The organism is Mesorhizobium sp. M0408 (genome assembly GCF_040321495.1).
Classification (GTDB): Bacteria; Pseudomonadota; Alphaproteobacteria; order Rhizobiales; family Rhizobiaceae; genus Mesorhizobium.
This window is the reverse complement of sequence record NZ_JAMYRO010000017.1, coordinates 25968-38791: the sequence shown is the minus strand read 5'-3', so window position 1 is coordinate 38791 and position 12824 is coordinate 25968. Positions and strand designations below refer to the sequence as shown.

Below are 12824 nucleotides of genomic sequence, written 5' to 3'. Positions count from 1 at the left end.
AATAACAAAACGGCGGCCTTTGCGGGCCGCTGTTCCGTGAGGGCTTATAGGAGAGGACGGCGACTGCGTCAAGGCGCGTGAAATGTCGGCAAGCTATCAAAATCCAGCAAAAACAATGCCTTGGGTGAAAGGTATTATTTTACCACACCATCAATCCGCTTTGGCGGGATCGAATAGGTGCCCGTTGCGTGCGCTACTGTGTGTCCCTCCGGGCCGGCGACGATGTCGATATCGAACACCATCAGGCTCTTGCCGAGCTTGAGGATGCGGCAATGGCCGTCGATCGGCCCGGCCTCGGCCTTGCGGACGAAATTGATGTTGAGACTGGTGGTGACCGAAAGCGCATCCGGTCCGGCATGCGAGAGCACGCAGACATAGCCGCCTATGTCGGCCAGCGTGAACAGCGCCGAACCCGACACGGTGCCGCCGGGACGCAAATGGCGCTCGTCGGCATTGAGTCGCACGACACAGCCGCCTGGAAACACCTCCAACGCCTCATAGAAGGTGAACTGGTCGTTGAGTTGCGGGAAAACGGTCGCCATCAGCGCGTTGACATCAGCAGCCGTCAGCACCGGCTTGAGGTTGCTTTGGGCAGGCATGTCGGTCCCTCGTTTGCGCCTGCCTGTATGAGCGTAGCGTGCTGTTTCTGGCAACAGCCATTCATTATGGCAGAAGCGGGGTGTTGGACGAAGCGAGACCGGCATACTAGATTAGTCGATCACCGATCCGGAATCGCGGAGGAATGACCCCATGGCCGAAATCGTTGCCATCAAACCTGCCGTTGCCGAAGGGCCGGTCGTCTCCAGGCTGGACAAGGGCGTGCTGCGCCTGACGCTTGCCAATCCGCCGGCCAATGCTCTTTCGCTTGCAGTGATGGCGGCGCTGATGGCGGAACTCGACCGCGCCAAGGCCGACAAATCCGTCCGCGTCATCGTGCTCGGGGCGGTCGGCAAGGTGTTCTGCGCCGGACACGACCTCAAGGAGTTGAGCGCGCACCGCGCCGATGCCGATCGCGGCAGGGGCTTCTTCGAAAAGACGTTTTCCGCCTGCGCTTCACTGATGCAGGCGATCGTTCGCCATCCTAAGCCGGTGATCGCCGAAGTCGACGGCCTGGCGACGGCGGCCGGCTTGCAGCTGGTTGCCAGCTGCGATCTCGCCATCGCCTCGCACGAGGCGACCTTCTGCACGCCTGGCGTCAATATCGGACTGTTCTGCTCGACGCCGATGGTGGCGCTGTCGCGCAACGTCTCGCGCAAGCACGCCATGGAAATGCTTTTGACCGGCGAGACGATCGATGCGGCAACCGCCAAGGAATTCGGTCTCATCAACCGCGTCGTGCCGCGCGAATATCTGAATCAGATTGTCACCAAATACGCGCAGACCATTGCGTCCAAATCGTCCTTGGTCGTCAAGATCGGCAAGGAAGCCTTCTATGAGCAGGCGGAAATGGGGCTGGCCGAGGCCTATGATTACACCGGGCGCGTCATGGTCGAGAACATGCTGGCGCGCGACGCGGAAGAGGGCATTGGCGCCTTCATCGGCAAGCGCAAGCCGGAATGGCCGGAGGAATAGGAGGCGGATATGGAACCGCGCATCTCCATCATCACCATAGCTACCGACGATCTCGACCGCGCGGTGCGCTTCTACGAGGGCATGGGGCTGACCCGTCATGCCGGGATCACCGAGGGCGTTGCCTTCTTCCAGACGGGCGGCGCCATTCTCGGCCTGTTCCCGCGGCAAAGCGCCGAAGAGGATTCAGGCGTGACCTTCGGCAAAGCGCCGTCGGCGGTCTACCTTGCCTACAACACCCGCTCCGACGCCGAGGTCGATGCAGTGCTGGCGATGGCCGAGAGGGCCGGCGGCCGTATCGTCAAGCCGGCTGGCCGCGCATTCTGGGGCGGTTGGTACGGCTATTTCGCCGATGCCGACGGGCACATCTGGGAAGTGGCGCACAATCCGGCTTTTCCGATCGCGGAAGACGGATCGATTTCGCTGCCCGGCTGACGGCTTTCCCTGGCCCATTGCAAGCCACTGACGCGGCTGTTGGCACCTCACTCCGAAGCGCTGTATGACGAGGCATGAACCACGACGCCTACGACAACGCCTATATCGCCGGCATCCTCAATTCGGTGAAGACCATCGCCATGGTCGGCGCGTCGGCCAATGACGTGCGGCCGAGCTATTTCGTGCTGAAATATCTGCTCGGCAAAGGGTTTTCGGTGTTCCCGATCAATCCCGGCCAGGCCGGCAAGGCGATTCTAGGCCAGATGACCTATGCCAGACTCGCCGACGTTCCAGGATCTGTCGACATGGTCGACGTGTTTCGCGCTTCCGCTGCCGTGCCCGGCATTGTCGACGAGGTGCTGCGGCTCGATCCGCTGCCGAAGGTCATCTGGATGCAGCTTGGCATACGCCATGACGAGGCGGCCGCGCGCGCCGAAGCCGCCGGCATCAAGGTGGTGATGAACCGTTGCCCCAAGATCGAATATGGCAAGCTGTCCGGCGAGATCGGCTGGACCGGCGTCAATTCCGGCGTGCTGTCGTCGAAGAAGCCGCTGATGCGGCCGGGATTCCAGAGTTTCGGCGTTCGCCAGAAGTAGGTAGTGAATAGTGAATGGTGAATAGAAGGATTTTTCTGGAAGGCGGGCAAGGCGGCATATGAGCCGCTTGCAATCAAGGTGGCGCTGGCCGACTTTGCCATTCACCATTCACCATTCACCATTCACCATTCACCATTCACTATTGAGGGAGGTTTTCGATGGCCCGCACGCCCGGTTTCAACACGCTCGCCGTCCATGCAGGCGCCAAGCCGGATCCGGCGACCGGCGCGCGAGCGACGCCGATCTACCAGACCACCTCCTTCGTCTTCGACGATGCCGACCATGCCGCCTCGCTGTTCGGGCTGAAGGCGTTCGGCAACATCTACACCCGCATCATGAACCCGACCCAGGCGGTGCTGGAAGAGCGCATCGCGGCACTCGAAGGCGGCACGGCAGGCCTTGCGGTCGCCTCCGGCCATGCCGCGCAGGTGCTGGTCTTCCACAATCTGATGCAGCCCGGCGACAATTTCGTTTCAGCGACAAAGCTTTACGGCGGCTCGATCAACCAATTCGGCCACGCCTTCAAGAATTTCGGTTGGCAGGTGCGCTGGGCCGACACCAATGACATCTCGACCTTCGAGAGCCAGATCGACGACAGGACCAAGGCAATCTTCATCGAGAGCCTGGCCAATCCGGGCGGCGTCTTCGTCGATATCGAGAAGATCGGCGACATTGCCCGCAAGCACGGCCTGCCGCTGATCGTCGATAACACGCTGGCCTCCCCCTACCTGCTGCGGCCGATCGAGCATGGCGCCGACATCGTCGTGCATTCGCTGACCAAGTTCATCGGCGGCCACGGCAACTCGATCGGCGGCGCCATTGTCGACGGCGGCACCTTCGACTGGTCGAAGTCGGGCAAATATCCGATGCTGTCGGAGCCGCGCCCCGAATATGGCGGCCTCGTCCTGCACGAGACCTTCGGCAATTTCGCCTTCGCCATCGCTGCTCGCGTGCTCGGCCTGCGCGACATCGGCGCGGCGATTTCGCCGTTCAACGCATTCCTTATCCTGACCGGTCTGGAAACCTTGCCGCTCAGGATGCAGCGCCACTGCGACAATGCGGCGGCGGTCGCCGGATGGCTTTCCAACCATCCCAAGGTCGCCTGGGTGTCCTATCCCGGCCTGCCCAGCGACAAGAACAACGCGTTGCAGAAGAAGTACTCGCCGCTTGGCGCCGGCGCGGTGTTCACATTCGGGCTGAAGGGCGGCTATGCGGCGGGCATCAAGTTCGTCGAGGCGCTCGAATTGTTTTCGCACCTGGCCAATGTCGGCGACACCAAGTCGCTGGTCATCCACCCGGCATCGACCACGCATCGCCAGCTTTCCGACGAGCAGAAGATCAACGCCGGGGCAGGGCCGGACACGGTCAGGCTTTCGGTCGGCATCGAGGACGTCAACGACATCGTCGCCGATCTGGAACAGGCTCTCGCCAAGGTTTGATCGCCATGACCACGCCGAAATTTCTTTCCGTCGGCGTCGACACCGTCGAACCGGAACTTGGCGCACCAGCGCCGGATCGCCTGATTTCGGGCGATCCGAAATTCCGCACCTGGAATGTAGAGGAACAGGACGGCGGCCTCTATGCCGGCGTCTGGGAAGCGACGCCAGGCAAATGGCGCATCGAATATGATGAGTGGGAGTTCTGCCACATCCTGTCAGGGGTTTCGGTGATCGCCGAAGACGGCGGCGATGCGCGCACCGTCAGGGCAGGCGACAGTTTCGTGCTCAGGCCGGGCTTTAGAGGAAGCTGGGAAGTGCTTGAAACGACGCGCAAGGAGTATGTAATCAAGCTTTGATCTCGCATCGCGCCGGACTTTACAAAAGGCGATCGATGTCCGTGTCGAAAAATCCGTATCGGCTCATCATGTCGCGGTGCCATGAAACTTCCCAGCAAATCATGACTGCCTCCGCTTCCGCGCTCCGACTAAAGGCCTCATTCAGGGTGAATGTGACCGTCACGTTCGATCCGTTTCCGGCCGCGGGCCGGTGTAGCGGAGAATCCAGAGCCCCTGGTTCTTGTCAGTTATGTAAATGAAGCCGCGCCGGTCCACGACCACGTCCTCGGTCTGAACAACCAGCTTGTCTTCCGGCATAGGGCCGTAGCGTCGGACTGGCTCCGGCGGGATGAAGTAGCCGACCTCGCGCGGAAGCCGAGTATTCGAGACGTCATAGACCCTGAGCCCAGCGTTGAAGTGCGCGATATAGAACAGATCGCCTTGTTTCTGGACATCGGGATGATGCTGGTGGTGGTTGATGTTGTGCGGTCCGCGCCAGCCGCCACGAGTTGTGAAATCCGAATAGGGAGCGCCTTCGGGTGGCACTGGTTCGGGCAACAGCGACAGCAGAAAGGGTTCACTGGAATCGGAAATATCGACGATCGAAGCGTGATGCATCGGACCACGTCCATAGGTGACGTTCTCCGAATTGGCGAAGGCAATGCCGCGCTCTGGAATCGGCAGCACGCTATGCACACCGAAGCGCGAGTGAAACGGAGGGCTGAAGCTCAGGCCGCCGACCTGCCTCGGCTGGGAGACGTCGCTAATATCGAGCACAACGATTCCGGCCGCACCATAAGGCAAATAGACAAGATCGCCTGTGACATAAGGCGGGCCGTGCAGCGAGACATCCTCGCCCGTGCTGGCGCAGAAGGCGCCGCACATGCATTGCGGCTTCAGTCGCAACCGGTAGCGATCGGCGGTCTCCTGGTCGGCGGCGGGCTTCGCAGCCGCAAAGCTCTCGCCGCCGGCCTCGTGCTGGCCCGGCACCCACCAGCGTCCGGCTTCGCGCGGATTCGAGCGATCCGAAATATCGAGGATGACATAGATGTTGCCCCTGTAACCCGGCATGCCGGCGGCAAGGTGGACATAACGTCCACCGGGATAGAGGTTGCGATGCGTGCCGTTTCCGCCGGTACGGTAGTGACTGAGTTGTTTCGGATTGATGGGGTCGGCGATATCCCAGATCAGAACGCCTTCGCCGAACGGTGCGTCGGGGTCACCGCCGAAATTAGCAAAGGGCTTTTCGAGGGCGGTCACCATCGTGTCGCCGGACAAATCTATTTGTAGGGTCCAAGTATTCGTGCCGAGATAGGGCACGAACTTTACCGTCTCGGGCTTGGCCGGGTCGGTCACGTCCACGATGCTCCATCCGGAGTGCCAGAAGTGCCCAGTGTAGAGATACCAACGTTCGCCAACCTGCCTGATCGCCATTTTGAAGGCTGGGCGATGATCGATGTCGGTATAGCCCACTGCTTCGACATTGTGGGCGAAAGCGCCATGGGGCGCTGGCGACGAAGCTGGAACGGGTTGGGCAAGGGCCTCGCAGACAAGACCGGATTGAGATGTCGCGGCGATTGTCGCGCCGATGAGTGGCACTTTCAGCATCTGGCGGCGTGAAATCTCGGAATTTTTCAAAGCGCGTCTCCCGGATTTTGCAGCTTTCCGGATTTTGCAGATTCCGATACTTTCCGTCCAATATCGTTTGAGCCATGGGTAATTCTATTTGGGAAATTAAGAGCTGAAGATGAACCACAAGCTGATGCAGTCCTTCATGGCCGTCGCCGAAGAGCTGCATTTCGGGCGCGCGGCAGCGCGCTTGCATATCTCACAGCCGCCCCTGACAAAGCAGATCCAGCAACTGGAACAGGCGATGGGTGTGCGCTTGCTGGAGCGCACCAAGCGCAAGGTCGAACTGACTGCGGCGGGGCGTGTGTTCCTTGATGAGGTTAGGGCCGTGCTTCACCAGACAGAGCAGGCGGTGGAGCTTGCTCGCAAAGCCGATCGTGGCGAAACCGGCCATCTTGCTGTCGGATTCATCGACGCGGCTATCTACAGCGTGGTGCCTTCTGTCGTCCAACGCTTCACCAAGCGCTATCCCGAGGTCGAGTTGAGCCTGACCGATCTGCGCATTCCCAATCAAGTCAGGGCAGTGGCCGAACGCCAGCTCGATATCGGTTTTGTTCATCCTCCCGTCGTTCACGAGGCATTGAGGGTCGAAAGCATACTGGTCGAACCCCTGATCGTGGCCTTGCCGGAAACGCATCGGCTGGCCTCGGAAGCAGAGGTCGCGCTGGCCGACCTGGCCTCCGAAGCGTTGATTCAGTTCCCGCGCAGCATCAATCCATCCCTCTATGACGAGATCGTCGGGCTGTGCCGTTCATCCGGGTTCAGCCCGAGGATCGTTCGAGAAGCAACGCCCAAGCAGACAATCATCGGACTTGTATCCGTCGGGCTGGGCGTCTCGTTGCTGCCCGCTTGTCTGCAAAATTTGCGCCGGCACGGCGTCGTTTATCGCCCCATCCAGGGACGAACCTTGTCCATCGACACTTCAATCATCTACCGGCATGAACAACCCTCGCCGGTGCTGAAGGCCTTCCTCGATATCGTCCGCGAGACGACGCTAACAGATTCAAATCCGGTCTCTCTTCAAGCTTCATGACCGAATTTCTATAGGCATCCGGGATTGTTAGTGTGAGGTCCTGCTTCCGGTAGCTTCATCGTTCGATCAGCGATTATTTGGCATTCGCGACCTTGAGATGTTACCTATTTGACCGGAATTCGCCGGAGCCGGCTTTCGAAGCCTGTCGTCGGAAGCCGTCCTCAGATTCTGACGGCGAGCGTTTCCAGGCCGTGGAAATGATAGGTGTCGCGGAAGCGCGGCTGTTCGGCAAGATGCAGCTGCGGTAGCCGGTCGAACAAGGTTTTCAGCGACACCTGCAGTTCGAGCCGGGCGAGCGGCGCGCCGATGCAGAAATGGATGCCGGCGCCGAACGATACGTTCTTCTGGTCGGCACGGTCCGGCCTGAAGGCGAGGGGCTCGGCAAACGCAGTAGGGTCGCGATTGGCCATGCCGAGCAACAGCCCGATCGTCTCGCCAGGCTGGACGATGATCCCCGGCCCGGCCTCGACCTCCTGATAGGCATAGCGCGTGAACATGTGCAGCGGCGCGTCGAAGCGCAGGCACTCTTCGACCGTCGCCGCTGTTGCTTCCGGTGAGGCGAAGAAGCGGCGCGGGTCGCCGCCTTGCGCAAGGATCGAGCGCACCGCATTGCCGGTCTGGTGGACAGTTGCCTCATGGCCGGCATTGAGCAAAAGGATGGCCGAGGATACCAGCTCGTCCTCCGACAGTTTCTGACCGTCCTCCTGTGCCCCAATCAGCAGCGACAGAAGATCCTCGCCCGGCCTCTTTCGCCGCTCGGCGACGTAGCCGCGCAGAAAATCGGAAAAGTCGCGCGCGGCGCGATTGGCCGTGTCCTCCGTCTCGCGGGTGCGGCCATGCATGTACATGGCGACCATCCGATGCGACCAGTCGAGCAGCTGCGGCCCCATCTCGACCGGCACGCCTAGCATCTCGGCAATGATGGTGATCGGCAAGGGAGCGGCGAAGGCCGTCAGCAGGTCGACTTCCCCTGGTTCGAAACGGTCGATCAGTTCGTTGGCCAACGTCTCGACGCGCGGCCTGAGCCGCTCGACCTGGCGCGAGACGAAGGCGCGGTTGACCAGCGTTCTGAGCCGTGTGTGGACGGGCGGCTCCAACTCCAGCATCGAATTGGCCTCGACACCGTCGAAGGCGCTGAGATGCGTGCGGTCCTGGCCGATGCCCCGGCTGTCCGGAATGCCGGCCGGGTTCTGGCGGCCGAAGCGGCGATCGCGCAGCAGCCGGTTGACGTCGTCGAAGCTGCCAAAGCACCAGAAACCAAACTCCTCCCAGAAGAAGGCGTTCGATGCGCCATGCAGGAAGGCATAGGCTTCGTAAGGGTTCTGGAAAAAAGCCGGTTCGTGCGGATCGAGCCGCAGGCGGCGGGAGGCTGGATCAAAGGCAAGATAGGGCGGCTTCAATTCGGTCATGCCAGATCATTAGCGCGGCTTGCCAGTCTGGTGCCAGACCGTATGTTGGCCCTCCCGTGAGGTGAGCCGCCGAAGCGGTTGCGGAAGGACGGTTTTCATGAATGTGATCGTGGTCGGTGCAGGCATTGCCGGGCTTTCCACGGCCTGGTCGCTGGTCAAGGCCGGGCACCTCGTCTCGATCGTCGAGCAGGGACCGATCCCCAATCCGCTCGCCGCCTCCGGCGACCATCATCGCATCATCCGCCGCGCCTACCGGGCCGGAACGGGCTACGGCCGGCTGATCACCGAAGCCTATGAAGCTTGGGATGAGATGTGGGCCGATCTCGGTGAAACCCATCTCGATCCGCGCGGCTTCATCTGTATTTCGCGCCAGCCGGGAGACGAGGCCGAGGAATACCGAGAAGGCATGGAGGCCGGGAACTACCCGTTCGAATTGTTCGAGCCGGACGCCGCGGTCGAACGCTGGCCGTTCCTGCAGCCCGGTTCATTCCGCTATGCGTATTTTTCGCCGGACGGCGGCGCCCTGCACTGCCGCAAGATCGCCTCGGGCCTCGCCAGATGGCTGCGCGCGAACGGCGCCAATGTCTACGAGAACAGCAAGGTGGTCGAGATCGACGCCGAGGCCGGGCATGTCGTGCTGGCGGGCGGCGAAACCATGCAGGCCGAACGGATCGTCATCGCTGCCGGCGCCTGGGTGCTAAAACTGTTCCCGGAGCTGGATGGCGAGCTGAAAACCTGGCGCACCGCGCTCGCCTATGTCGAACCGCCGGCGGACCTGAAAGCGGTCTGGCAGGCAGCACCGGTCGTCCTCAACATCGGCGGCACTGTCGACGGCTATGCCATCCCGCCCTCGGGCGGGGCCGGCATGAAATTCGGCTCCGGCCTGCACAGGGTGCCGACCAGTGATGCCGACTGGAACCGCCAGCCGGTGCCGGGCGAGGGCGAGGCGATCCGCAACCTGTTTTCGCCGCCGATTGCCCGCATCGACGAGTATAAGGTCACCGACGTGGTCACCTGCGCCTATACATTCACCGCCGACGAGAAGTTTTTGGCCCACCGGAAAGGCAGATGCCTGGTCGTATCGGCCTGCTCCGGCCACGGCTACAAGTTCGGCGCGGCGGTCGGCAGAAGGGTTGCGGCCTGCGTCGGCAATGGCGATGTCGACGGCCTGAAGAAATGGCTCAGGGCCGAGGCGGCCTGAGCGCTAATACTGGCAATGCCTCGGAATATGCACGCGCCGCCAGCTCGACGAGGCCTCCCTGACCACCACGCGGCGAGCCACTGTCTGATAGGACGCCGGAATGTCGATGATGCGCCGTTGCTCCGGCCGCACGAGAACCTCTTCGGCGACGCTCTCGTATTCGGCGGGGAGGACAACGCGCCGCCGGCGTTCCGGCTCAACCACGACGATCTCGGCCACGCGTTCATAGCGCGCCTTGTGCCTGACCTTGCACAGCACCTTGCGGCCATCGATGATGCGCCATTCCCAGGAATAGCCGCCGTCATCGACCCTCACGGACCGGTAGATGGTGCGGGTGATGGCGGGCACGATCTCGTAGCTGACGCGCGCCGGCGCGATCTGCACCACGCGCTCACGCGTCCCGTAGATTGGCGCTTCATACTGCACCTGCTGGCCGGCTGGGCTGACGAGCACCTCCTCGTAGACGGTGTCGTAGACGGCCGGCCGATTGACCTGCTCGTAGCATTCGACCGCGCGTCCGCCGGCAGCCGTTTCGGACGCCATGCCGAGAACGCTGATGCCGGCAAGGGCCAAGGAAGCAACTTTCTTGATCATCGCACTCCCCCTGTTTGAACTGCGTGAAGCGAGTTCAACGTTGAATTGTAGGGTAAGCCGTGGCCGGAAAAAGCGGTTTCACCACTTTTCGTTAAGCGATGCGGTTAAGAAACTGCTAAACAACGGCCAAGCATGAGCGCCCCTTCCCACGGCAGGAGAGGGGCTGCCGGCACGGCGACAGGCGAAACTGGTTTGGAAACCTTGATTCGACTTAACCGGATGGCTAGGAGAGGCGGCCTTGCGCTAGGGTGAGCCGGCATCCTATTTACACAATAACGATCCAGAACCGATTCTGCCCGATTGCAAATCTCCGGCGCCGGAATCCCATCCTCAAAAAGGGATAGTCCATGAAGAACCCCGTCGAAACCTACATGAACCTCGTTCCGATGGTGGTCGAACAGACCAATCGCGGCGAGCGGGCCTACGACATTTTCTCGCGGCTCCTCAAGGAGCGCATCATTTTCATCACCGGCCCGGTCGAGGACGGCATGGCGACGCTGGTCTGCGCGCAGCTGCTGTTCCTCGAGGCGGAGAATCCGAAGAAGGAAATCAACCTCTATATCAACTCGCCCGGCGGCGTCGTCACCTCCGGCATGGCGATCTATGACACCATGCAGTTCATCAAGCCTGCCGTGTCGACGCTCTGCATCGGTCAGGCCGCCTCGATGGGCTCGCTGCTCTTGACGGCGGGCCACAAGGACATGCGCTTTGCCACGCCGAACGCCCGCATCATGGTCCACCAGCCTTCCGGCGGCTTCCAGGGCCAGGCTTCCGACATCGAGCGCCATGCCCAGGACATCATCAAGCTGAAGCGTCGCCTCAACGAGGTTTACGTCAAGCACACCGGCAAGAGCTACGATGAGATTGAAAAAACGCTCGACCGTGACCATTTCATGACTGCCGACGAGGCCAGGGATTTCGGCCTCATCGACAAGGTCATTTCGTCACGTGAGCCGGTCGAAGGTATTGCCTTATAGGCCCGCGGTGGCCCTGCGGTGGCAATGAGTGGCGGGATCACGCGCTTTTGGCGCAGCTTGCGGCATTTCGGCCACAATTGGCTGTTCCCTCGACGGGTGCAATTGCCTACGTTAAGGCTATGTTGATTTTCGACGGCTTAGCTTTGCGTGGGGTTGTTCGAATCATTGCCCCGTTTTCCGATTTGTGTTTCGTACGGAATGCGTTGCGGGAGCCGGGGCACTGGCGGCAGCGGATTCCCGCGATAGATTGAATATGCGCCCTTTCAACCAGACCATCGGCGGGCGGCCATGAAAGGACAGGAAAATGAGCAAGGTCGGCAACAACAGCGGTGATTCCAAGAACACGCTTTATTGCTCGTTTTGCGGCAAAAGCCAGCACGAAGTGCGCAAGCTGATCGCCGGGCCGACGGTGTTCATCTGCGACGAATGCGTCGAACTGTGCATGGACATCATCCGCGAGGAGAACAAGACCTCGATGGTGAAGTCGCGAGAGGGCGTGCCGACCCCACAGGAAATCCTCAAGGTTCTCGACGACTACGTCATCGGCCAGCCTTACGCCAAGCGCGTGCTGTCGGTGGCCGTCCACAACCACTACAAGCGCCTCGCCCATGCCGGCAAGAACAACGACGTCGAACTCGCGAAGTCTAACATCCTGCTGATCGGCCCGACCGGCTGCGGCAAGACGTTGCTGGCGCAGACGCTGGCCCGTATCATCGACGTCCCCTTCACCATGGCCGACGCGACGACGCTGACCGAGGCCGGCTATGTCGGCGAGGACGTCGAGAACATCATCCTGAAGCTGTTGCAGTCGGCCGACTACAATGTCGAGCGCGCCCAGCGCGGCATCGTCTATATCGACGAGATCGACAAGATCTCGCGCAAGTCGGACAATCCCTCGATCACCCGCGACGTCTCGGGCGAGGGCGTGCAGCAGGCACTTTTGAAGATCATGGAAGGCACTGTCGCCTCCGTGCCGCCGCAGGGCGGCAGGAAGCATCCGCAGCAGGAATTCCTGCAGGTCGACACCGCCAACATCCTGTTCATCTGCGGTGGCGCTTTCGCCGGCCTGGACAAGATCATCTCGGATCGCGGCAGGAAGACCTCGATCGGTTTCGGCGCCATCGTCGCTTCGCCCGAGGATCGCCGCACCGGCGATGTTTTCCGCCTGGTCGAGCCTGAGGATCTCTTGAAGTTCGGCCTCATTCCAGAGTTCGTCGGCCGTCTGCCTGTCCTGGCGACGCTGGAGGACCTCGACGAGCCGGCGCTGATCCAGATCCTGACCGAGCCGAAGAACGCGCTGGTCAAGCAGTATCAGCGGCTGTTCGAGATGGAGAATGTCGACCTGACCTTCCACGAGAACGCGCTCTCGGCGATCGCCAAGCGCGCCATCGAGCGCAAGACCGGCGCGCGCGGCCTGCGTTCGATCATGGAAGCGATCCTGCTCGACACCATGTTCGAACTGCCGGCGCTGGAAGGCGTGCGCGAAGTCGTTATTTCGGAAGAGGTGGTGTCAGGCAACGCCAGGCCGCTCTACATCTATTCCGAGCAGAAGGAAAAGAAGGGCAACGTCAGCGCCTGACGTGAGCCGGCAATGGATTTTTTTTCCG

The 12824-nt window shown here is 61.3% G+C and carries 13 protein-coding genes; 9 read left to right on the top strand and 4 right to left on the bottom strand.

What is annotated here, in order from left to right; all coding sequences use genetic code 11:
* Nucleotides 1-134: 134 nt before the first annotated feature.
* The gene (locus NKI67_RS20360) at nucleotides 135-599 is read right to left on the bottom strand and encodes a PaaI family thioesterase (protein ID WP_023674646.1); all 465 of its coding nucleotides are present in this window, start codon (nucleotides 597-599) and stop codon (nucleotides 135-137) included.
* Nucleotides 600-750: 151 nt separating this feature from the next.
* Here NKI67_RS20360 and NKI67_RS20355 point away from each other — a divergent pair, with 151 nt between their 5' ends.
* The 5 genes from NKI67_RS20355 (at nucleotide 751) to NKI67_RS20335 (ending at nucleotide 4395) form a co-directional block, all read left to right on the top strand.
* Nucleotides 751-1572 carry an enoyl-CoA hydratase gene (locus tag NKI67_RS20355; protein ID WP_023674647.1) on the top strand — a complete coding sequence of 274 codons (822 nt, stop codon included), beginning with the start codon at nucleotides 751-753 and terminating at the stop codon, nucleotides 1570-1572.
* A 9-nt stretch (nucleotides 1573-1581) separates the two neighbouring features.
* Nucleotides 1582-2004 carry a VOC family protein gene (locus NKI67_RS20350; RefSeq protein ID WP_023674648.1) on the top strand — a complete coding sequence of 141 codons (423 nt, stop codon included), beginning with the start codon at nucleotides 1582-1584 and terminating at the stop codon, nucleotides 2002-2004.
* A 74-nt stretch (nucleotides 2005-2078) separates the two neighbouring features.
* Nucleotides 2079-2600: a CoA-binding protein gene (locus NKI67_RS20345; RefSeq protein ID WP_352622800.1), complete on the top strand. Its 522-nt coding sequence runs from the start codon at nucleotides 2079-2081 to the stop codon at nucleotides 2598-2600.
* Nucleotides 2601-2758: 158 nt separating this feature from the next.
* Nucleotides 2759-4039 carry an O-acetylhomoserine aminocarboxypropyltransferase gene (locus tag NKI67_RS20340; RefSeq protein WP_023674650.1) on the top strand — a complete coding sequence of 427 codons (1281 nt, stop codon included), beginning with the start codon at nucleotides 2759-2761 and terminating at the stop codon, nucleotides 4037-4039.
* Between the two features lie 5 nt (nucleotides 4040-4044).
* On the top strand, nucleotides 4045-4395 hold the full coding sequence (locus NKI67_RS20335; protein WP_352646533.1) for a cupin domain-containing protein: 351 nt from the start codon (nucleotides 4045-4047) through the stop codon (nucleotides 4393-4395).
* A 159-nt stretch (nucleotides 4396-4554) separates the two neighbouring features.
* Here NKI67_RS20335 and NKI67_RS20330 read toward each other — a convergent pair whose 3' ends face one another.
* Nucleotides 4555-6012, bottom strand: a complete 1458-nt coding sequence (locus NKI67_RS20330; RefSeq protein ID WP_352646531.1) for an LVIVD repeat-containing protein — start codon at nucleotides 6010-6012, stop codon at nucleotides 4555-4557.
* Between the two features lie 109 nt (nucleotides 6013-6121).
* Between NKI67_RS20330 and NKI67_RS20325 the strand changes: the two genes are divergently transcribed.
* Complete coding sequence (locus NKI67_RS20325) at nucleotides 6122-7036, top strand: LysR family transcriptional regulator (RefSeq protein WP_352646529.1); 915 nt, start codon at nucleotides 6122-6124, stop codon at nucleotides 7034-7036.
* Nucleotides 7037-7197: 161 nt separating this feature from the next.
* Here NKI67_RS20325 and NKI67_RS20320 read toward each other — a convergent pair whose 3' ends face one another.
* Nucleotides 7198-8445: a cytochrome P450 gene (locus NKI67_RS20320; RefSeq protein ID WP_352646527.1), complete on the bottom strand. Its 1248-nt coding sequence runs from the start codon at nucleotides 8443-8445 to the stop codon at nucleotides 7198-7200.
* 97 nt (nucleotides 8446-8542) lie between these two features.
* On the opposite strand from NKI67_RS20320, the gene NKI67_RS20315 reads away from it, so the two are divergent.
* Nucleotides 8543-9646, top strand: coding sequence for an NAD(P)/FAD-dependent oxidoreductase (locus tag NKI67_RS20315; protein ID WP_352646525.1), 1104 nt, complete (start codon nucleotides 8543-8545; stop codon nucleotides 9644-9646).
* Nucleotides 9647-9649: 3 nt separating this feature from the next.
* Here the strand turns inward: NKI67_RS20315 and NKI67_RS20310 are convergent, their stop codons facing one another.
* The gene (locus NKI67_RS20310; RefSeq protein WP_352646523.1) at nucleotides 9650-10240 is read right to left on the bottom strand and encodes a hypothetical protein; all 591 of its coding nucleotides are present in this window, start codon (nucleotides 10238-10240) and stop codon (nucleotides 9650-9652) included.
* Nucleotides 10241-10587: 347 nt separating this feature from the next.
* Here NKI67_RS20310 and NKI67_RS20305 point away from each other — a divergent pair, with 347 nt between their 5' ends.
* Both NKI67_RS20305 and clpX read left to right on the top strand, forming a co-directional pair.
* The gene (locus NKI67_RS20305; protein WP_023674655.1) at nucleotides 10588-11217 is read left to right on the top strand and encodes an ATP-dependent Clp protease proteolytic subunit; all 630 of its coding nucleotides are present in this window, start codon (nucleotides 10588-10590) and stop codon (nucleotides 11215-11217) included.
* A gap of 304 nt (nucleotides 11218-11521) precedes the next feature.
* Nucleotides 11522-12796 (top strand): ATP-dependent Clp protease ATP-binding subunit ClpX, encoded by a 1275-nt coding sequence (gene clpX, locus NKI67_RS20300; RefSeq protein WP_006332719.1) that lies wholly within the window; start codon nucleotides 11522-11524, stop codon nucleotides 12794-12796.
* Nucleotides 12797-12824 lie beyond the last annotated feature (28 nt).

What these genes read in the sequence shown, in the direction of transcription:
- NKI67_RS20360 (WP_023674646.1), bottom strand. Translation starts at nt 599, where the DNA reads ATGCCTGCCCAAAGCAACCTCAAGCCGGTGCTGACGGCTGCTGATGTC.
- NKI67_RS20355 (WP_023674647.1), top strand. Translation starts at nt 751, where the DNA reads ATGGCCGAAATCGTTGCCATCAAACCTGCCGTTGCCGAAGGGCCGGTC.
- NKI67_RS20350 (WP_023674648.1), top strand. Translation starts at nt 1,582, where the DNA reads ATGGAACCGCGCATCTCCATCATCACCATAGCTACCGACGATCTCGAC.
- NKI67_RS20345 (WP_352622800.1), top strand. Translation starts at nt 2,079, where the DNA reads ATGAACCACGACGCCTACGACAACGCCTATATCGCCGGCATCCTCAAT.
- NKI67_RS20340 (WP_023674650.1), top strand. Translation starts at nt 2,759, where the DNA reads ATGGCCCGCACGCCCGGTTTCAACACGCTCGCCGTCCATGCAGGCGCC.
- NKI67_RS20335 (WP_352646533.1), top strand. Translation starts at nt 4,045, where the DNA reads ATGACCACGCCGAAATTTCTTTCCGTCGGCGTCGACACCGTCGAACCG.
- NKI67_RS20325 (WP_352646529.1), top strand. Translation starts at nt 6,122, where the DNA reads ATGAACCACAAGCTGATGCAGTCCTTCATGGCCGTCGCCGAAGAGCTG.
- NKI67_RS20320 (WP_352646527.1), bottom strand. Translation starts at nt 8,445, where the DNA reads ATGACCGAATTGAAGCCGCCCTATCTTGCCTTTGATCCAGCCTCCCGC.
- NKI67_RS20315 (WP_352646525.1), top strand. Translation starts at nt 8,543, where the DNA reads ATGAATGTGATCGTGGTCGGTGCAGGCATTGCCGGGCTTTCCACGGCC.
- NKI67_RS20310 (WP_352646523.1), bottom strand. Translation starts at nt 10,240, where the DNA reads ATGATCAAGAAAGTTGCTTCCTTGGCCCTTGCCGGCATCAGCGTTCTC.
- NKI67_RS20305 (WP_023674655.1), top strand. Translation starts at nt 10,588, where the DNA reads ATGAAGAACCCCGTCGAAACCTACATGAACCTCGTTCCGATGGTGGTC.
- clpX (WP_006332719.1), top strand. Translation starts at nt 11,522, where the DNA reads ATGAGCAAGGTCGGCAACAACAGCGGTGATTCCAAGAACACGCTTTAT.